The sequence below is a fragment of the Methanobrevibacter sp. UBA417 genome (genome assembly GCF_002508845.1).
In the GTDB taxonomy this organism is placed as follows: Archaea; Methanobacteriota; Methanobacteria; order Methanobacteriales; family Methanobacteriaceae; genus Methanobrevibacter_A; species Methanobrevibacter_A acididurans.
Window position 1 is genome coordinate 21417 of the sequence record NZ_DAZC01000016.1, and the last position, 20498, is coordinate 41914.

Sequence of the window (20498 nt, forward strand, 5' to 3'; positions counted from 1 at the left end):
TATATTATCATTTTTTAATAAATTCATTAATATTGAAACTTGTGAATGTGTAATATTTGTATCTCTTAAAATGTGTTTTGCATAAATGTCTTGATGTCTGGTTATTATTTTAAAAAGTACGCTTATTGGAATTTCATTATAATCTATATCTTTTTTCAAGTTTTCTGTCCCTCATTTTGTAAATTTTTTTTTAGAACATATTATATTATATGTTATTGATACTATATAAAAGAGTTGATAAAGTCAATAATTGAAAAATACAATAATTGAATTAATCAACATCAAATAAAAACAAAAACAAACCATAAAAAAATGAACAAAACACCAACAAATAATAGAAAAAATTAAAAAAGTAAGAAAAACTAAAACAAAAACCCAAAAACTGAAAAGAAAAAAAAGAAAACAATCACAAAAAAATTAAAAAAGAATGAAAAAATCACACTAAATTCTTAAACTCAGAAATCCAAAAATTATAATGCTTATTATTCATATTAGCAATCATATCCTCAACACGATCATCTAATTCCTTAGTAAAACTCTTATTTTCATAATCGTGACTAGTCATATAATGACCTTCAATCATATAATTACAATCCTCCTTATGGAAAATGTAAACCACACCAATATGATCATAAACATAATCAGTATCTCTGGAAGGATTAGAATAATACAATCTAGAAACATTATAATTTCCAAGATGAATCTCCTCATTTTTAATTACTTCAAAGTTTCCCCCTTCCATACTACTAAGCTTACTCAAAGTCTGAGGCCCAGTATGATTCTCACACCAATCCTCAAAAATATCAAAGATCATATAACCATTAGTAATACTATAAGGAGACTTAGCCTTACTAGACATGTTTAACTCTTTACTAGTATTCCAAGCATCCGGCACAACAAAACCAGAATGTTCTAATTGCACAGTCTTATCTGTATGAAAACTTAAAAAATTATTAATCGCACCCATATTAGTTAAAAACAACAAAAGAATAGCAATAACTATAACAACACCAAATTTTTCTCTATGCTTCAATTTCTAAACCCTCCAATCATTTTTCAACTTCAATTTTCCCAACATCAATATTCTCTTCAATACACTCAGCATCAGAATTCTCTTCATCACCAGTATGAACTGTTTTCGCCCAAGTACGTTCTTTACGAGTTAACATTTGCCAAAAAGTCATAAAGAACAATGGAATTAAATGGAAACAATAAATCCAATAACCAACCACATCAAGTAAAGTTCTAGGCAAACTCACACGATCCCGGGATAAAGTAATAAAAGCACCAGGGAAAAATCCAAAAGCACTAATAACCCCAACAATCAATGGTGCATCCATCCGAATAAATACAGAATGACCAAATCCTAACCAAGCCACAATATTAACAATAAATACAAGAAAACCAAAGAATACAAGCATATTCAAACCATAGAAAGCCACATGCTCTAAAACTCCAAACATTCTAAAAACTGGCATTGGTGAATTAATAATTTTAGATGAATAAATGAATAAAGTTTCAAAATTCCCTATAGCCCACCGGGAACGTTGACGGAACAATTGCCTCCAAGTTGGTACAGCTTCCTGATAAACCCAAGTATCACCACAATAACGGATTGCATAACCATTAATCATTAATTTCACACTTAAATTTAAATCTTCAGTAATAGCAAAACCATCCCAACCTTCACTATTCTCAATAGCCATTTTTTAACTAACTGACCATTCCCACCAAGAAAACCAGCCTTACCAAGAATATCTTTTGCACGTACAGTATTACCAAATCCAGCAAGTTCCACATGCTGCATACGTGTTAAAAAGTTCTCATCCTTATTATACATTTTAATACGAGACTGTACACCTTGTACCTTATCATCATTAAGATAAGGAATTATAATATTTAAGAAATCCGGTTCCACTCTAGCATCTGCATCAAAAACAGCAATAATACTTCCTTTACTTATTTCTAAACCATCATTTAGAACAAAACCTTTACCTTTACCAGATCTTGGAGGAACTCTAGTTACAACATTTAAACAATCATATTCATCTTTTAATTCATTTAAAACTCCACCAGTATTATCTTCAGAACCATCATTAATAACAATTAATTCATAATTCTTTTCCCCATTTAAAGTATAATCTATATTAGCTAAACTATCCACACATTCACGTATTGTGAATTCTTCATTATGCGCAGGTACAAGTAAAGTTACAAATGGATTAACATCCCATTCTTTAACAGGATCTTGTTTAAACATACTTGCAACTGCAAGGAAAACCATTATAGCTGAAGGTATGAAAAGCACCCATTCTAACCAAGTTACATTTCTACTAAATAATCCTGCAATTATTAATATAAGTGATCCTCCAAAGATTACAAGAACATTAGTTTTTTCTATTTTCATTTCAACATTCTTCTCTTTAACCTTATCTTCAACCTTATAAATCTGACCCATATTATTTAATGATTTATTAATTGCTAAAGCTATAGCGTATTCTAAATCTCTTTTATTAAATGGTTTAGTAATATAAGCATAAGGTGCAGTTTCAATTGCCTCATTAGAAGTTGCATCATCAGTTTGAGCAGTTAAATATACGATTGGTATGCTTAATAAATTTATTTCCTTTGCAATACTTATACCACTTTTTTCACCTTTTAAATTAATATCTAATAAGACTAAATTTGGAGGGTTTTCTTTTGCAGATTTTATTGCATCTTCAGCATTATCAACAATATCAGTTATATAATATCCTGATTTTTCTAAATTCCCTTTTAAATCAAGAGCAGTTATTGCTTCATCTTCAACTATTAAAATAGAATAAATTTTATCAGGTTTATTCTGAATTAATTTCACAGGAGTTTCAACTGCTTTTAAAACATTTTCATCCCTATCTTTAAATTTTAAACCTTCATGATATTCCATTTCAGCTTCTAAATCTATTTCAGAATCAGCACCATCATTAGATTCCTCATTTTTAACTATTCCCCGTGCTAAATCTGCTTTTTTAACTTCAATTTTACTACGTTTAATAGCAATCTTAATGACTCTTTCTAAATTTTTAACATTATATGGTTTATTAATAAAACCATAAGGTGGTTTAATATTAACCTCTTCAAAAGTTTGATCATTAATATTTGCAGTTATGAAAACTACCGGTATATCTAATGCTAATATCTTTTGACTAGCACTAATACCATCTACTTCCCCTTTTAAACCTATATCCATTAATACAAGATCTGGTCTTTGATGAACTGCAGTGTAAATTGCATCATCTCCATTATCGACAATGCCTATTACCTCATACTCCAAATCTTCTAATTTATATTTTAAATCAGTTGCAGATAAAGCTTCATCTTCAACGATTAATATTTTCTCTAAATTCATGTTTGACATCCTTTATTAAATACTGCACTTATTTTTATTTTTTAACTTATAAATAGTTTATAATTTTTAATATAAGGCTTAAATCGAAAGAATTTTAGAAAAATAATAAATCTATTGAAGAATATTTTAATTTTTCCATTTAATCTTAAGGCTTATTTAAAATTACTTAAAAAAGTTCAAACGTTAAGGCTTCTAAAAATATCCATCCTTAAATCTAAATTAATCCATTTTAAATAAATTTAAAATCATCAATTATATAATTTATAAAAATAATAAAGATATAGTATGACTGATTCACTTTTTTGTCCAGACTGTGGTATGCTTAAATCTAATTGTATATGTGGAAAATCAAATAATAAAAGTATAATCCACGAAACACCTAATCCTGTAAAAGTTTCTAAAAAATCCAATTATAAAACTAAAACATTCCATAAACCATTAAATAGTAAACCCTACCGTATAGAAGACCATATTCAATCACGAAGCCAAATTCATGCTTTAACTAAAGAATACCCATTTATTGATAGAGACATTATAAAGAACTTCCCATTTAAACAACCAAGATACGGGCAATTAGACATAATTCAAGAATTACTTGATGCAATTGATGATGGTTATAAATACATCATATTAGAAGCAGGTACAGGTACAGGTAAAAGTGTTATAGCCTCCACACTTGCTAAAATATTAGGAAGTGCCTATATCTTAACACGTACTAAACAATTACAAGGACAATACAATGGAGAATTTGGATTCCCAATAGTGAAAGGACGAGGAAATTTCTCATGCTTAAATGAAGATTCCATAAATAACTGTAATATGGGTACTTGTAGAACAAGTTTAGGAGAAGAAAAATTCGCTTGCTCTTATGGATTAACACCTAATAAAGCATTCGGAAGTGTTGAAGCATTTAATAGTCAAGGAGAAGTATTATTCTTCAATGGTGACACTCCATGTAATTATTGGAAACAAAAAGCTGATGGAGTAAAATCTCCTATAACAGTTATGAATTATGATTATGCAACATTAGAATTCAATCATGTGAAACACTTCCATAAACGTGACTTACTCATATTAGATGAAGCACATAATGTTGAAAATATTCTAATGAAACTTTTAGAAGTACAATTAGATAATGAAATTTTAAAAGAAGAAATTAGTAAACATTTAACACCAGAAACATTAAAAGACGGAGAAATTGAAGATTGGATAATAGAATTAGATGCACTAATCAAATCATATAAAGATATAAGAATTAGGGATTTAGCTAAGTATAAAGCTGAAAAGGTTAAAGAAACTATTAATCAATTGAAAGATTTAAAGGAAAACTTAATAAATGATAGTTCTAATTGGATAATAGATGCAAATGCAAAAGAGGGTATGGTGACTTTTAAACCTTTAAAAGTGGATAGAATAGCTAAAAAGTACTTATTACAATATGGTGACACTGTACTCTTTATGAGTGCAACAATACTTTCAAAAAAATTGTTCTGCAAATGGTTAGGGATAAAAGAAGAAGAAGCATACTTCTTAAAAGTACCAACACCATTTAAAACTGAAAATCGTCCCATAATTTTAGATTTTGCTGGAGAAATGACTAATAGAAAGATTAAAAGATCACAAGTAAAAGCATTACCAATTATAAGAAAAATTTTAAGTAAACATGAAAATGAGAAAGGATTAATCCATACTAATAGTTACTCAAATATGGATTATATAATACAAAATTTACCAAGTTCAAGATTAATGTATCATAACCCTAGAAATCGTGAAAGAATCTTACATGAATTTGAAGAAAACAATGAAAATGCAGTACTAGTTTCACCTTCTATGAATGAAGGAGTGGACTTACCATATGACAAGTGCAGATTCCAAATTATATATAAAATACCTTACCCTAATTTAAAGGATAAACAGATTGCTATAAGAAAAAAGGAACGTTGGTGGTATGAATATAAAACAACTGTTACTTTAATGCAAACTTATGGAAGAGGAATGCGTGCAGATGATGATTACTGCACTACTTATATTATAGATAAATCATTAAAATCAATAATGAATCGTCCACTTTTCAAGAAATTAATACAAGACTCCTTTAAAGAAGCAATAATTAATCCAGAAGAATTATAAAAAATTTTAATTCTTTTTTTAGCTATTTTAATGTTTTAAAATAAAGATAAATACTATTTTTAAATTTTTTTTATGAAAATATTTTGATTCAGAAAAAGAAGAAAAAGAAAATAAATTAAGTTTAAAAGAGCAATCTTTTTTCACATCATATAAAATGTTATAAAATTAAGAAAAGATTTAATATGAAAATATAATATTATATATGAAAGGTTATAACATCAAAGTAAGATTAAAAAATTTTAAGCCAATAACTTGGCGTGATCTAATCATACCCTCAAATATTACTTTTAAAGGATTGCATGAAATAATTCAAATTATAATGGGATTCGATAATTCTCACTTATATAATTTTTCATTTAAGGATTCAAGATATAATATAATTGATTTTGAAACAAATGAAGACCAATTTTTAGCTTTTGATAGTGATTCTGTTTGTATTAACAAATTTTTTGATAATTATAAAAAAATTGGGTATACTTATAATTATTTTTATATGTGGGATATGACTATTGAAATTAAGGGTGAAGTTGATTTTAATAAAGATTACCCTGAATTTATACGATTTAAAGGGAATAATTTAATAGATGATAGTTATGAAATTAATAATATTATTAGTTCCATTTCTAAAAAATTTGGAAATCCTAATGAGATAGATGCTGAAAAAGTCAATGAATTTTTAATAGAAAAAATTCAATATAATCCAGAGCAAACTCAAAATGAATTAAAAGAATTAAATTTAAGAAAAGTTAGTGGAAAAATTTTAGAAGAAAGTGATGAAGTTTTTAATAAAATTTATGAAGAAAAGAAAAAATTTAAAAAATTTTTACATGATGCAAGTATATCAAAAAAAGGTTTAAGTAATGAAAAGATTGAAAAAAAGAAAAAAGTTATAGATAATGAAAAGATTGAAAAAAAGGAAACAGATTATCAAAGCAAATTATTTTAGACTTTTTATATAAATAATTTGATTCATAAAAAGAAGAAAAAGAAAATTAAATTTTAAATTTTGTTTTTAATCTGTTACTGTTATACGTGTACCTGATCCTGCTTCATCAAAAATAAATGTTCCGCCGTAGGTACAGTATGCACGGTATTGGCCTGGGTATAAATTGATTGGTAATTGGTATTCTCCATTACTGTCAGTTGTAACATTATAGATTTTACTTGCACCATCACTTAAACGTGTTAAGTTTAATGAAATTGTTCGACCTGATAAGCCTTCACCTGTAAACTTACTGTAAAGTTTACCTGTGAACTTAGATCCTGCATTATATGGTTGAGTAAATCTATTAGCAGTTAAGACAGTACTAACTTTATCACTTGAATTTTCAAAAACACTTATAGTGTTAAGGCAAGAGTAATTTCCATACTTAGCAATTGCTTTATAATATCCAGCATATAAATTAATAGGTAAACTAAATCTACCATCACTATCAGTACTTACAATATAATCCTTACTTTGACCATTAGTTAAACGAATTAAAGTTAAAGTCACAGTTTTATTACTTAAAATTTCACCATCAGCTCCAAATAACACTCCACTATAAGGTGTGCTTTCACCATAAACCTTAGTTAAGTTTTCACCATAAATACCTTCCTTAGCACTAACATTCACAGATAATGTTAATAATTGATTATCAACATTAACTGTTACATTAACTAATCCAGTTAAAATTCCACTAGTAAAAGTAGAAGTAACATTATTTCTTAAAACACCTAAATATTTTATGATATCTCCATTAGCACTTGTATAATTATAAATACAATAAGGTAAAGATTCTTCACTTAATAAATCACTAACTGTTCCATTATCATAATGTTGGAATTTAAGATATAAACTTGTAGAATCACCAATATTAATATTAGATGGATCAGCACTAAGTGATAATATTATCCAATTACTTAAATTTACAATATGACCTTGAGTAAAGTTTTCATACTTATAAATTAAATTAGAACCCTCAAATGGTGTGTTATTTCCCCACCAATTATTATCAGCACTTAAATTACCTAAATAAAAGATTGCACTACCATTAAGTGAAGTATTATTTACAAAACTACAATAATTAGCATAAACATTTTCTCCAAATATTGCACCAGCACGGAGACTTGCATTATTAAATCTAAAATTAGTTAAATAATTAATAGATTCACCAATTACATGACAAATTGCTCCACCATTAAATTCTGCAGAATTCTTACTAAAGTAAGAGTCATTATTAATATTAGTACCATTAACAATGAAAATTGCACCACCATTTAATGCTTTATTATTTATAAAGGTAGATTTAAAGTTAGTTAAATTTCCTATATTATTAATTAAGATTGCACCACCACTATAAGTTGCAGTATTATCTTGAAATCCTACGTGATTATTAATAATCATACCATTAGATATTCCAATTGCTCCTCCAGCAAAACTTGCACTATTATTAAAGAAAAATGTTTCGAAGTTATCTATTATACCCTCTTCAAGATAGATTGCTCCACCAGTAGATTCATATTCTTCAGTTAAATTTTCAGCAACATTACCTGTGAAAATAGTAGAAGTACTATTTATATCCCCATAAGTAAGACAGATTGCTCCACCACAACGAGCAGAATTATCAGTAAATTTTGTATTATTATTAATTATATCTCCATAACCAATAAGTTCTCCACTTGTAAGGTTTTCTTGACCTATACGAATAGCTCCACCATTAATTTTAGCAGTATTATTAATGAAAATACAATTTGTATTTGTAACATAATCAGCATAAATTATCTTAATAGCACCACCACAATCACTTACAAAGTTATTTGTGAAATTAGAGTTAAGATTACTAATATTCCCTTCATACATACTTATTGCTCCACCTTCAAATGCAGAGTTACTTGTAAAGTTAGAATTATAATTTTCTAAGGATCCATTACTTAATCTTATAGCACCACCACTACCATTAACCATGGATGCAGTGTTATCTTCAAAATTAGTTAAATTATTAAAAATAGTACCATTAGTAGAGCATATTGCACCACCATTAAAATTTGCAGTGTTATTAATAAAATCAGTGTTAAGATTATAAATATCACAGTTAGTACTATTTGTTAAATTATCATAATTAGCATCACTATCAGCAAAGATTGCCCCACCATAACTAGCAGTATTATTAATAAAATCAGAGTTAATGTTAAGAACATCTCCTATTTCAATACGTATAGCTCCACCATAATTACTTGCATTATTTAAATAGAATACAGTTTCATTATTACTGATTATACAGAAAGGAACATAAATAGCCCCACCACTTTTTAATGCAGTGTTTTTATAAAAAATCACATTAACATTATAGATTATACCACAAATAGTTGAATCTATTGCTCCACCAAAATCAGCAGTATTCCCTCCAAAGAATACATGATCATTAAAAACAGTACTATTATGTGCTTCAACTGCTCCTCCAGAGAAACTTGCAGTATTATTAATGAAATTAACATAACTATTATTCATTACTCCATTAAAAATGGTAATTGCACCACCAGTAGAATTAATACGTCCTGAAAAACCAGTAACCGTATTAGAATAGAAACTAGAATTAATATTTGAAATATTACCTCTAATTACACATATAGCACCAGCAACACCAGCACTATTATTTAAATAAACAGTGTTATTATTTAAAAGACTTCCTCTAAATAAATAAACAGCCCCACCAATATCTTGAGCATGATTTTTCTTAAATACTGAATTATTTATTATGAGATTTGAATTAAAAGCAAAAATAGCACTACCAGATTCCGCAGTATTATTATAGAAATAACAATTATTAAATATTAAATTATTAGAATCTGCAAAAATAGCACTTGAACTATTAATAAAAGTTAAACCATTAAAATTAACACTACAATTTCCAGTACTGAACACATAACCAGTATTGGAACTAGTTAAACTAACATTACCAATATTATTTGCAGTTAAAGTTAAATTCTTACTTATACTTTGATTTACAAGATTATATGTACCATCACCAAAGATTATACATCCATTATCTGTAATTTTATCATAAGCACTGGACCAATTACTAGCATCACTACTATTGGCTCCACTTCCTGTACCATTAGGACTAATATAAATAATATTACTATTATTACTAGCTAAATTATCCACACCATCTCCAGAATTAGTATTCAACCCATTATCACTTAACAGGTTACTTTCATCCCCTACATTAGTAAAGGTAACATTACTTGTATTAGTACTAAAATTAGTAAAATCATCATTAACAGCAGACACACTACTTATAACAATGAAAAACACTAACAATAAACTAATGCTTATTAAGGATTTCTTAAACTTCACCTTATATTTCTCCTATAAAAAAAAATAAAACAATGAATAAATCCTATAAAAAAAAGATTAAAAATCTTTCTTAATGAATTTATATGAGAAAATCTTTAAAACATTGAATAAATAACTTCCTATTTAACTCTCACCAAAAAAAATTTAGAAAACCTTAAAAAAAAAGTATAAAATAAAAACTTAATCAGTATTTAAATTAAGAGGAAACTTAATTAAGATACTAGAACCTTTACTAGGTTTTAAATCAATTAACTCCCCACCAATTTGACTAGTTAAATTTTGTAAAATAGTCATACCTAAACTATTACTAGAATTAATATCTAAATCATCAGGCAAACCAACACCATCATCACAAACATTTAAAAACATACCCTCATCGCTACGTTTCAACTTAATACTTAAATGACCTTTACTATCACCGGGGAAAGCATACTTAATAGTGTTTAAAATCAATTCATTAATCATTAAACCTAAAGGAATAATAATATCCATATCTAATTCAATATCCTCAATATCTGTGATTAATTTAATATTATTAGTACCATATAAATTAAAAATTTGAGAAGCTTGAGTAACAATATAATCATTAACATTAGCACTCTCTAAATTACCAGACTGATAAGTCTTATCATGAATCAAAGCCATACTATTAATACGATCAATAGTATTCCAAATAGTACTCTCAGGATCATCCTTATTAAAATGTAAATCAATATTTAAAAGACTAACAATAAGTTGTAAATTATTCTTAACCCTATGATGAACCTCTTTAAGCAAAATCTCCTTCTCACCAATAGCCTTCTTAATCTTATCACTATTTTCTTCTAATTGCTTACGAATAAGAATTATGTCAGTAACATCCTGAACACATGTAACAATCCACCGGTAACTAGGATCATACTCACTAACCTGAGCAAAACTATAAATAACTAAATACTTAACATTCCCTTTATGAGTACGGATTTTAAAAGTTTTCTCATGAAGAAAATCACAATCCCCATTTAATAAACCATCAAAAATTTCTCGATCATCATCATTCATATATTCATCGAAAATATTATAACCTTGAGGAATCTTCTCCACTTCCTCCGAATCAAATTCAAGAATATTATAAATCTCATCATCCCAACCGAAAAAACCTCTATTATCCCCATGTAACAATGCAAACTTATTAAGCTTCTGACAAACTACTAAATTATCATGCAAAATTTTACCTTGCTCAACAGTCTTGTTAAAACTGGTAATATCTGAAAAATTAAACTTAACAGCTAATTTACCATTATGAAATTCAGGACTAAGATAAGCAATAAAATAACAAGGAGAACCTTTATCAGTTTCAAATTTAACCTCACCAGAATAAGATAAAACTTCCCCTTTAATAATATTATCATAAATTTTTAACCATTCACTATTAGAAACACCCTTAAAACTCATATCCTCAAAAGTCAAAGGTGAAATAGAATACATTTTTTCCAAATCAACAAACTTCTGATTCTTCTTTATAAACATATAATCCTGACTAATAGCAGAAGCAAGATTAAATTGATAAAATTCTTTAAATTCATCATTAATAAATGAATTATTCACATCTTCATGAGTATATAATGCATAAATCAAACCTTGAATTTTAAATAACTTAGCTTCATAACTTAAAACAAGATTATCATTTAAATCTTGCACTATTAATTTAAAATTAACAGTAATATCTTCTTGATAAACCTTCTTTAAAGAATTAACAAAACCTAATTCAAAATAAATTGGTAAAAGTTCAGATAATAAGCATCCTGAAAACTTTTCTAAATTTTCACCTCTTAAACTATCATCATCCTTATTTTTAGCTAAGTATTCTATAATAAAATCAGTACAATCCTCATTTAAAGGTTCATAAATATCTACAGCATAATCTGAAAAATTAAATAATGCTTGAAAATCAATCTCCTTAACATTATGAAAAGTTTCAGGAACACCTGTAAAATCTTTAACATTATCTATAGTAACTGTTTTAAATGAATCAGAATTTCCCTTCTCAAAATAAATCACATTCAAAGGACCCTTAATCTTCATAGACAACACCATTCTTATTAAAAACTAATCTAACATGCAAACCATTATATGAAGGGATTACACTAATTTTACCCCCAATTTGATGAGTTAAAGTTTGAATTAAAGTAAAACCTAAACTTGATAAATCACTGAAAACATTAGAATCACTTAAACCAACACCATCATCTTGAATATTGAAAATAATATCCTCCTCATTTAATCTTAAATTAATCCATAAATTACCCTCATCATTATGATTAGGGAAAGCATATTTAATCACATTTTCAATTAAAATATTTAAAATCAAACTAAAAGGAATAATAATATCATTTGGTAATTCAATATCATCAATTTTTAAATGAAGATTAATATTTGGCTTATTAGAGTTAAGTAAAAGACGTTTAGATAAATCTTCTAAGTAATGATGAATATTAACACCATTTAAACTAGAGGATTCATAAGTTTTCTCATGCATTAAGGAAATAGTTTGAATATAACCTTTAGTGTTAATTAAAGTTTCTAATGGATTACCTTTATTATAACGCATGTCAAGATTTAATAAACTTAAAATAATTTGTAAATTATCCTTAACTTGATGATGAACTCCTTTTAATAATAATCCTTTCTCATTTAACAATTCACTTAATTTTTCATTAGATCTTTTTAATTCCTCATCATATTCATGAATCTCACTAAGATCCTGTAAAATTGAAGATATCCGAGATTTAGAATCATCCTCTAAATCTTTCATGTAAACTGCATGATAAGATAAAAATTTATCATTACCTGAATAACTTTTAACTGGAACATAATCACTAAATAAATAATCATATTTTTCAGGATTAAGTTTAAAATCCTCAAAATCTTTTTTTTGAGAATCAGATATTTTATTATACAAAATAGTGTCTAATGAAACATTTGCCCGATTATCCTGAGGAACTTCTAAAATATCATATATCATAGGACTCCAATCATTTAAATCATTAACTGGACCATAACGTATCGCAAACCTTGAAGATTCTTGAACTAAATCTAAATCTTTCTTATAAGATTCAGCTTTTAATTCAGATCGACGAGTATTACTTATATCAAAACAAGTAAATTGGATTAATGTTTCCCCTTTAACTGTAATAGGAGTTAAATAAACTTTAAAATAGAAAAATTCATGAGTGAATAAACTATGATAAACAATTTCATCCTCATATAAATTTAAATCTTTATTCATAAGTTTATCATAAATATTTAACCATTCTTCATGATTTAAGTTTCTGAAATGTAGGTCTTCAAAATTAGTTGGCCCTATATTATATTTTTCATGAAATTCTAAAATTGCATTATTTCTTTTAACAATTTTTTTATCTTTCACCCAAAAAACACATTGAACATCATCATTATTTGGTTTAAAATAATTTTGATTTGAAATTGAATATATATTTTCACATATTATGAAAACTAAACCTTTTTCTGCATAAATTTTCTGTTTTTCCTGTAAATATAAATGGTTATTATGATAAAAGGATATGATTAAATCTGTTACTTTCCCATTAGTGTATGCATCTTTTAAGTAAGTGAAGTATTTACTGTTACCCATATTTGGTAAAACTTCTTTAAATCTTTGTGATAACACGTCATAAGGATATAAATCAATACCCTCCCACATTTTAGATTTATGGATAAAAATAAAATCTTCACCTTCAAGGTAAGGTGATAAAATATTTGCAGAAATACCTAATTCTTCTATTAATCTTTTTTTAGGAAACTCTGGAGTTAAATATTTAATTGATGAGGGTTTAACTAAATTTGGTTTAGGAAACTCTAATGTATATTCTTCATTTTCTTCATCATTTTTTTCTATTATTTTTATTGTAATCATATGGATATCCTACTAAAAAAAAATTTGGTTTTAATTTTTTGGGAAAATGATTTGTAAAGCCATACCGTTACTTGGTTTTAAATTAGTAAAACTACCTTCTAATTGTTGAGTTAATGTTTGAACAATTACCATGCCTAAAGTACTTGGATTTGTAATATTTAAATCTTCAGGCAATCCTATACCATATCTGAAATTACTAATTTATAATTATTTTCATCATTTGTAAATAATATATTTAATTCACCTTCACAGTTATCTGGAAAAGCATATTTTATAGTGTTTAATACTAATTCATTAATTATTAAACCTAAAGGAGTTACAATATCTATATCTAATCCTTTATCTATTACATTTAAATTTACTTTAATCTTACCATAACTATAAACTTCAACTAATTTACTTACTAAAGATTTAATAAAGTCATGAATATTAATTAAATCTACAGCATTATATTTTAAAGTTTTATTATACATTAAAGCCATAGAATTAATACGATCACGAGTATTATGAATAGTTACATTAGGATTATCCCTGTTAAAATGTAAATCTAAACGTAAGTAACTTAAAATTATTTGTAAATTATTCTTAACACGATGATGAACTTCTCTTAAGAGCATCTTTTTATCTTCTAATAAGTCTTCTAATTGTTTATTTTTCTCTTTTAACTCTAATTTTTCAACATATGTATCTGTAATATCTCTTACTAAACTAACTAAATAAGTTGAATTATAATCCTCATCATCATGTTTAACTATAGCACTAACATAGAAGTATTTAGTATGATTTTTAGATGTTACAACTTTAAATTGGGATTTGAAAACATCATCATCTGTTTTCGCATTTTTCGCCCAATCATAAAACATTTTCCTCTCATCTTCACTTACATATCTGTCTAATACATTTTCATTATCTTTAACCCTACTAATTTCATCTATACTCATTTCTAAAAGATTATAAATTTCAGGAGTCCAATAAAGATTACCTTTATTATTTGAACGTAAAATAGCACATTTATTTAAAACATTCACATTATAAAGATGTTCTTCTAATCTGCGAACATTTGTCTCTTCTTGTCTAAAATTAGTAACATCAGTTAAGTTAACTTTAATTGCAGCTTTATTTTCAAATAGTGTGAAAGATAAATACATATCATAATAAGTAGTGTCTCCAGTAATATAATTAGAATATCTTACAGACCCCTTATAATTTAGTAAATCACAACTTAAAATCTTATCATAAATATTTAACCATTCATTATATGTTAATCCTTCAAATTTAATATCTTCAAATGTAAATGGTCGTAGGGAACCATTATCATGTTCCATTAAATTAAAAGCACTATTTTTACAAACAATTTTTTTATTTTGAATAATGAAAGATCCTTGAGTATATTCATTAAAAATATCTAAGTCAAATTTATTAACTGCTGCAGAAGTCATGATACTAGTTAAAATTAATAAATCATCTTCACGAAGTAAAGTATTATCTAAAGTGTATTTTAATTCTCCATCAACAAAAATTGCATGCTTATAATCAATTCTTTCATTATCAAAGTAAGCTTTTTTCATTAAATCTAGAATCCTTAGATTATGGGCAAAAAGATAGAAAACTTCACTATATTTATGTCCTATGATTTCTTCATTAGAAACATGAAAATGATTTCTCAAATATTCAGACATTAAATCATAAATAAAATCTTCACCATCACTTGTTGGATGTAAAATACTCACCCCATAATCTAAATCTTCAAACAATTCACTATAAGGTAAATTTTTAACTGGATAAGATGGAGTATTTAAATTTAAAAAATCAGTTCCGTCCTTTTCATAGTGAAAAGATGCAGAATATGTTAAATTATTCTCTAAAAAAAGATAAATTTCAATCATAATACTCCCTCATCATATTCATTTACAGGATAAACAATTTTAAGAGTACATCCATTTAAATTATCTATTTGAATTAATTCACCATTTATTTGTGAAACTAAACTATTAACTATAGTGAAACCAGAAGTATTTTCAGATTTTAAAATATTGAACCCTTCAGGTAAACCTTTACCATTATCTGAAACGATTAAATTATATTCATCATTTTTCTTATAAAATTTAATTTTAATTAAAGCTTTATCAAATTCTTCATCAAAGGCATGTTTTATACTATTATGAATTAATTCATTTATAATTAAACCTAAAGGAACAATATTATTCATATTTATTTCAATATCTTCAACATCCAAAACCCTATCAATGTATTGTAAGTAATGACGATTTAAAATATAATTTACTTCTGATTTTATGAAATCATGAATATTTAAACTGTTTAAATTATCAGATTTATAAATATATTCATGAATCAAAGCAATACTGTTAATACGATTAATACTATTTTGAATAACTAAATCTGGATTATTCTTATAGTATTTTAAATCTAAATCCAATGAATTAATAATAATATTTAAATTACTATTAATACGAGTTTGAACTTCATTAATTAAAACTTCCTTATCCTGTAATAATTTCTGCAAATCATTATTAGCTTCAATAATCTCACCCCTATTATTAACAGAACTAGTAATATCTTGAACAACACTAATAATATAATCTAAATTAGGATTACCAACATCAGAACTAACATAAAAAAGGTTACTAGTTAAATACTTCTTATTACCCTTAAAAGTAGTCACAGGATAAGTAAAAGATAAAGAATCATTTTTACTATTAGAATTATTAACAAAAGAATAAAAAGCATTCTTAATATTCAAAGGCACATAATCATCTAAGACATCAGCCCCTTCAGGAATAATAGAAGGATCAGGAATCTCAAGAATATTATAAATCTCAGAACTATAATTAATAAATTCTTCACGTGTTCTAAACATAATAGCAAATTTACCTATACCTTGAACAATCCGTAAATTCTCTAAAAACTCATTATACTTAATCCTAGCAAGAATTTCACGAGTAACATTCACACAATTAACCTTAACACCAGGAACATCATTACGAGTGAAAGGAGAAAAATAAGCATTAAAAAAAGCTTTATCCTGAGTAATAGGATTATTATAAACTATAATATCCTCAAAAAATAATCTATCACGATTAATTAACTCATTATAAATACGCAACCACTCACCATTAGAAACATCCATAAATTGAATATCCTTAAAAGTGAAAGGTTTAAGATAATTATTATCCTGCTCCATACGCAAAAAAGCCTGATTCTTTAAAATGATTTTTTTATTCTGAATAAAGAAAATACCTTGAGAATAATTTTTAAAAACCTTATTATGCTTTTGAGTTCGAATATTATGAGTTTTAATATTTTTACTAATTAAAAAAAAGAAATTACCTTCACAGTAAGTTTTAAAATGAAAACTATACTTTAAAACTTCATTTTTTGAAATTCGAACCTCAAAATCAACAACTTTATCATTATTAAAAGATTTTTTAATTAAATCTAAAAGCCCAACCATTTTTAATAATGGAAAAGTATCACCAGTTAATTGTCCAATGAAATTTAAATCATTAATATTATTAATAGCATCATAATTAGATAATTTAACAATAACAAAATCATCTTTAACTTTAGAATAAGATAAAATATTAACACCTAAATCTTTTTCATTGAAAAGTTTAGGATAAACTAAATCAGGAACTGAATAATTCTGATTAGTATCAATAGAAAAATCAGCCCATGATTTAAAATTCACAGCTTGATCGATTCCCAAATCGTTTTTCTCAATTAGTCTTAAATTAAACATTTGGCTCTTTAAAGAATAAATAAAAATATTCACAAAACTATGTATTAATTAATATATAATATTAAATTTATTATTTAATAAGTTTACGGATTAACTTAGAAAACTAAATAATTTAAAATTTCCAATTAAAAGAATAAGAAAAAATAAGAAAAAATAAAGGTTTGAATTTTAACTAGTAACAGTTATACTTGTTGATGCACTACTATCTGAATACTTAGAATTACCACCAAAACTACATTGTGCACTATACACACCAGAATATAAACAGATTTCTAATTGATACTCACCATTATAATCAGTATTCGCCCAATAAACTTTACTTTGACCTTGAGTATTAGAAAGTTTAATAGCAATATGTTGACCAATAAGAGGGTTTCCATTAGCATCTAAGAGTTTTCCAGTGAAGTTTTGACCTGCACCATAAGGTTCACTAAACTTATTAGCAGATAAAACAGATTTAGTAATGCTTGAATCTTTCATTACACTTATAGTATTAAGACATGAATATTTACCATAACTTGCAAGAGCAGTATACTCTCCGGGATAAAGATTGATTTCTAATTGATACTCACCTTTAACATCAGTAGTGGCAGAGTAAATTTTGCTTTGACCTTGACTATTAGAAAGTTTAATAGAAACATGTTGACCTATTATAGGGTTTCCGTCATCTCCAATGAGTTTTCCAGTGTAATTTTCTAGTGATCCATAAACCATTGTGAGATTTTCACCATATAATCCACCAATAGAACCAGTACCATTTGTAATACTTATAGTTTCAATACCACTACTTGGATTATAAGTCTTATCTCCTTCAAAATAATATTTCACAATATATTGACCTGGAGTGTAATTAGATAAAGTCATATAAGCCTTACCATTAACATTAGTAGTAAGGGTGAAATTAGTACCATTAATATTAACTTGAATGGTTTTATTTGCTAATGCTTTATTATTAGAATTTAAATCAAACTCTAAAATATTAGTATCATCATCAAAATCCATATCTAAATCAGTTACTAACTTACTAGAATTAGATATTATAATAGTTCCAGTTTTATTAATTCCACTGACTTTATCAGTGCCAAGATAAGAATAATTTACAGTATATTGGCCTGGAGTGTAATTAGATAAAGTCATATAAGCCTTACCATTAACATTAGTAGTTACAGTAAAACTAGTACCATTAATACCTACATTAATAACCTGATTAGCTAAAGGATAATCATTAATAGATAAATCAAACTCTAAAATATTAGTATCATCATCAAAATCCATATCCAATTCTGTACTATTTTTACCAGCAGAATTAGTGATTATAATAAGCTCAGTCCTATTTACTCCATTAACTTTATCTGTACCAGGATAAGAATAAGTTACAGTATAATAACCAGGAGTGTAATTAGATAAAGTCATATAAGCCTTACCATTAATATCAGTAGTAACAGTAAAACTAGTACCATTAATACCTACATTAATAACCTGATTAGCTAAAGCAAGATCATTACTCTTCAATTCAAACTCTAAAATATTAGTATCATCATCAAAATCCATATCCAATTCAGTAGTAGATTTACTTGAATCAGATATTAATATTGATTCAGTTTTAGTAACTCCACTGACTTTATCAGTACCAAGATAAGAGTAAGTTACAGTATAACGACCAGTAGCATAATTAGTTAAAGTCATATAAGCTTTACCATTAATATCAGTAGTAACAGTAAAACTAGTACCATTAATATTAACATTAATAACCTGATTAGCTAACGCATAATCATTACTCTTCAAGTCAAACTCTAAAATATTAGTATCATCATCAAAATCCATATCCAATTCAGTTGTAGATTTACCTGATGAATTAGTTATACTTATATAATCAACACCATTATCCCCATTATATTTATCATTACCTGCATAAGAATAAGTTACAGTATAACGACCTGTTGCATAATTAGTTAAAGTCATATAAGCTTTACCATTAACATTAGTAGTTAAAGTAAAACTAATACCATTAATATCCCCATTAATAACTTGATTAGCTAAAGGTATTTTATTATTCTTTAATTCAAATTCAAGAATATTAGTATCATCATCAAAATCCATATCCAATTCTGTTTTGAGTTTAGTATTATCTGTAATTGTAATAGCTTTAGATCCTGAAAATCCATTAATAGAATCATTACCAGAATAAGAATAGGATACTATATAATTACCAGGTGCATAATTAGTTAAAGTTTTATAAGCTTCTCCTTATAATTAGTTGTAAGACTAAAAGATGTGCCATTAATATCCCCAGTGATGATTTGATTAGGTAAATCAATATCATTACTTGATAAGTCAAATTCTAATGTATTATTAGAATTCTCAAAGTCCATATCTATATATGAATTTGCTTTAGAATTTGCTTCTACTGCAATAATAGGTTTTTCATTTTCACTTAAAATATTATTATTAGGTTCATAATTATTAGTATTTACTTCATTGGGAATAGTTAATAAGCCCTGTGAAGAATCTTCATCCTCAAGATTATTTGAGGTTTCTAAATTCACAGAATTCTGTGAATTATTATTTACAATACTTGTATCATCACTATTAGTTGGATCTACATTGTCAGTTGCAGATACACAACTGATTCCCATAATACATATTATGGAAAACGTTAAGAGTATTAGTATTGATTTTTTTAAATTTTTCATTTTAAATTACTCCTAAAATATAATTTTAAAAAGAAAACTTGAATATATTCTTTTTAGTAATTGATAATATTGAATACTTATTATATACATTTTACTATTTAATTCAGAAAGATTGAATAGTTTGAATTATTATCTAAAATTTTCTAAGTAATAAAACTATTTAATTTGAAAAAAAATATTTGATATAATGTTTTAAAGAATATAAAAATAAGTTAAAGTAACATTTAGTAAGAATAAGAATTTTTGTATAAAAAAGGCTGGCAGCGAAATGA

The 20498-nt window shown here is 26.2% G+C and carries 13 protein-coding genes; 2 read left to right on the forward strand and 11 right to left on the reverse strand.

Annotation, left to right across the window (positions count from 1 at the left end; translation table 11 throughout):
- Nucleotides 1-436: 436 nt before the first annotated feature.
- From BP769_RS02450 to BP769_RS02460, 3 genes are read right to left on the reverse strand one after another with little or no spacing between them, the layout of a single operon-like run.
- On the reverse strand, nt 437-1033 hold the full coding sequence (locus BP769_RS02450) for a hypothetical protein (protein WP_413823697.1): 597 nt from the start codon (nt 1031-1033) through the stop codon (nt 437-439).
- Nucleotides 1034-1049: 16 nt separating this feature from the next.
- The gene (locus BP769_RS02455) at nt 1050-1706 is read right to left on the reverse strand and encodes a glycosyltransferase (RefSeq protein ID WP_413823700.1); all 657 of its coding nucleotides are present in this window, start codon (nt 1704-1706) and stop codon (nt 1050-1052) included.
- The gene (locus tag BP769_RS02460) at nt 1652-3388 is read right to left on the reverse strand and encodes a response regulator (protein ID WP_413823702.1); all 1737 of its coding nucleotides are present in this window, start codon (nt 3386-3388) and stop codon (nt 1652-1654) included. Before BP769_RS02460 ends, BP769_RS02455 begins: the two co-directional genes overlap by 55 nt.
- A gap of 285 nt (nt 3389-3673) precedes the next feature.
- Between BP769_RS02460 and BP769_RS02465 the strand changes: the two genes are divergently transcribed.
- Nucleotides 3674-5518: a helicase C-terminal domain-containing protein gene (locus BP769_RS02465; protein ID WP_413823705.1), complete on the forward strand. Its 1845-nt coding sequence runs from the start codon at nt 3674-3676 to the stop codon at nt 5516-5518.
- A 202-nt stretch (nt 5519-5720) separates the two neighbouring features.
- The gene (locus tag BP769_RS02470; protein ID WP_413861975.1) at nt 5721-6464 is read left to right on the forward strand and encodes a plasmid pRiA4b ORF-3 family protein; all 744 of its coding nucleotides are present in this window, start codon (nt 5721-5723) and stop codon (nt 6462-6464) included.
- A 66-nt stretch (nt 6465-6530) separates the two neighbouring features.
- Here BP769_RS02470 and BP769_RS02475 read toward each other — a convergent pair whose 3' ends face one another.
- The 8 genes from BP769_RS02475 to BP769_RS02510 all read right to left on the reverse strand — a co-directional run bounded on the left by BP769_RS02475 (nt 6531) and on the right by BP769_RS02510 (nt 20226).
- The gene (locus tag BP769_RS02475; protein WP_413861977.1) at nt 6531-9857 is read right to left on the reverse strand and encodes a beta strand repeat-containing protein; all 3327 of its coding nucleotides are present in this window, start codon (nt 9855-9857) and stop codon (nt 6531-6533) included.
- 180 nt (nt 9858-10037) lie between these two features.
- Nucleotides 10038-11921: a sensor histidine kinase gene (locus BP769_RS02480; RefSeq protein ID WP_413823712.1), complete on the reverse strand. Its 1884-nt coding sequence runs from the start codon at nt 11919-11921 to the stop codon at nt 10038-10040.
- The gene (locus BP769_RS02485) at nt 11911-13773 is read right to left on the reverse strand and encodes a sensor histidine kinase (protein WP_413823714.1); all 1863 of its coding nucleotides are present in this window, start codon (nt 13771-13773) and stop codon (nt 11911-11913) included. The genes BP769_RS02480 and BP769_RS02485 overlap by 11 nt, the downstream gene beginning before the upstream one ends.
- Nucleotides 13774-13803: 30 nt before the next feature.
- Nucleotides 13804-13947, reverse strand: coding sequence for a hypothetical protein (locus tag BP769_RS02490; protein WP_413861979.1), 144 nt, complete (start codon nt 13945-13947; stop codon nt 13804-13806).
- Between the two features lie 2 nt (nt 13948-13949).
- Nucleotides 13950-15659: a PAS domain-containing sensor histidine kinase gene (locus tag BP769_RS02495; RefSeq protein WP_413861981.1), complete on the reverse strand. Its 1710-nt coding sequence runs from the start codon at nt 15657-15659 to the stop codon at nt 13950-13952.
- Nucleotides 15656-17500 carry a sensor histidine kinase gene (locus BP769_RS02500; protein WP_413861983.1) on the reverse strand — a complete coding sequence of 615 codons (1845 nt, stop codon included), beginning with the start codon at nt 17498-17500 and terminating at the stop codon, nt 15656-15658. The genes BP769_RS02495 and BP769_RS02500 overlap by 4 nt, the downstream gene beginning before the upstream one ends.
- 201 nt (nt 17501-17701) lie before the next feature.
- Nucleotides 17702-19633, reverse strand: a complete 1932-nt coding sequence (locus BP769_RS02505; protein ID WP_413861985.1) for a hypothetical protein — start codon at nt 19631-19633, stop codon at nt 17702-17704.
- 125 nt (nt 19634-19758) lie between these two features.
- On the reverse strand, nt 19759-20226 hold the full coding sequence (locus tag BP769_RS02510; RefSeq protein ID WP_413823728.1) for a hypothetical protein: 468 nt from the start codon (nt 20224-20226) through the stop codon (nt 19759-19761).
- Nucleotides 20227-20498 lie beyond the last annotated feature (272 nt).

What these genes read in the sequence shown, in the direction of transcription:
- BP769_RS02505 (WP_413861985.1), bottom strand. Translation starts at nt 19,633, where the DNA reads ATGGATTTTGATGATGATACTAATATTCTTGAATTTGAATTAAAGAAT.
- BP769_RS02455 (WP_413823700.1), bottom strand. Translation starts at nt 1,706, where the DNA reads ATGGCTATTGAGAATAGTGAAGGTTGGGATGGTTTTGCTATTACTGAA.
- BP769_RS02480 (WP_413823712.1), bottom strand. Translation starts at nt 11,921, where the DNA reads ATGAAGATTAAGGGTCCTTTGAATGTGATTTATTTTGAGAAGGGAAAT.
- BP769_RS02465 (WP_413823705.1), top strand. Translation starts at nt 3,674, where the DNA reads ATGACTGATTCACTTTTTTGTCCAGACTGTGGTATGCTTAAATCTAAT.
- BP769_RS02485 (WP_413823714.1), bottom strand. Translation starts at nt 13,773, where the DNA reads ATGATTACAATAAAAATAATAGAAAAAAATGATGAAGAAAATGAAGAA.
- BP769_RS02495 (WP_413861981.1), bottom strand. Translation starts at nt 15,659, where the DNA reads ATGATTGAAATTTATCTTTTTTTAGAGAATAATTTAACATATTCTGCA.
- BP769_RS02460 (WP_413823702.1), bottom strand. Translation starts at nt 3,388, where the DNA reads ATGAATTTAGAGAAAATATTAATCGTTGAAGATGAAGCTTTATCTGCA.
- BP769_RS02470 (WP_413861975.1), top strand. Translation starts at nt 5,721, where the DNA reads ATGAAAGGTTATAACATCAAAGTAAGATTAAAAAATTTTAAGCCAATA.
- BP769_RS02510 (WP_413823728.1), bottom strand. Translation starts at nt 20,226, where the DNA reads ATGAAAAATTTAAAAAAATCAATACTAATACTCTTAACGTTTTCCATA.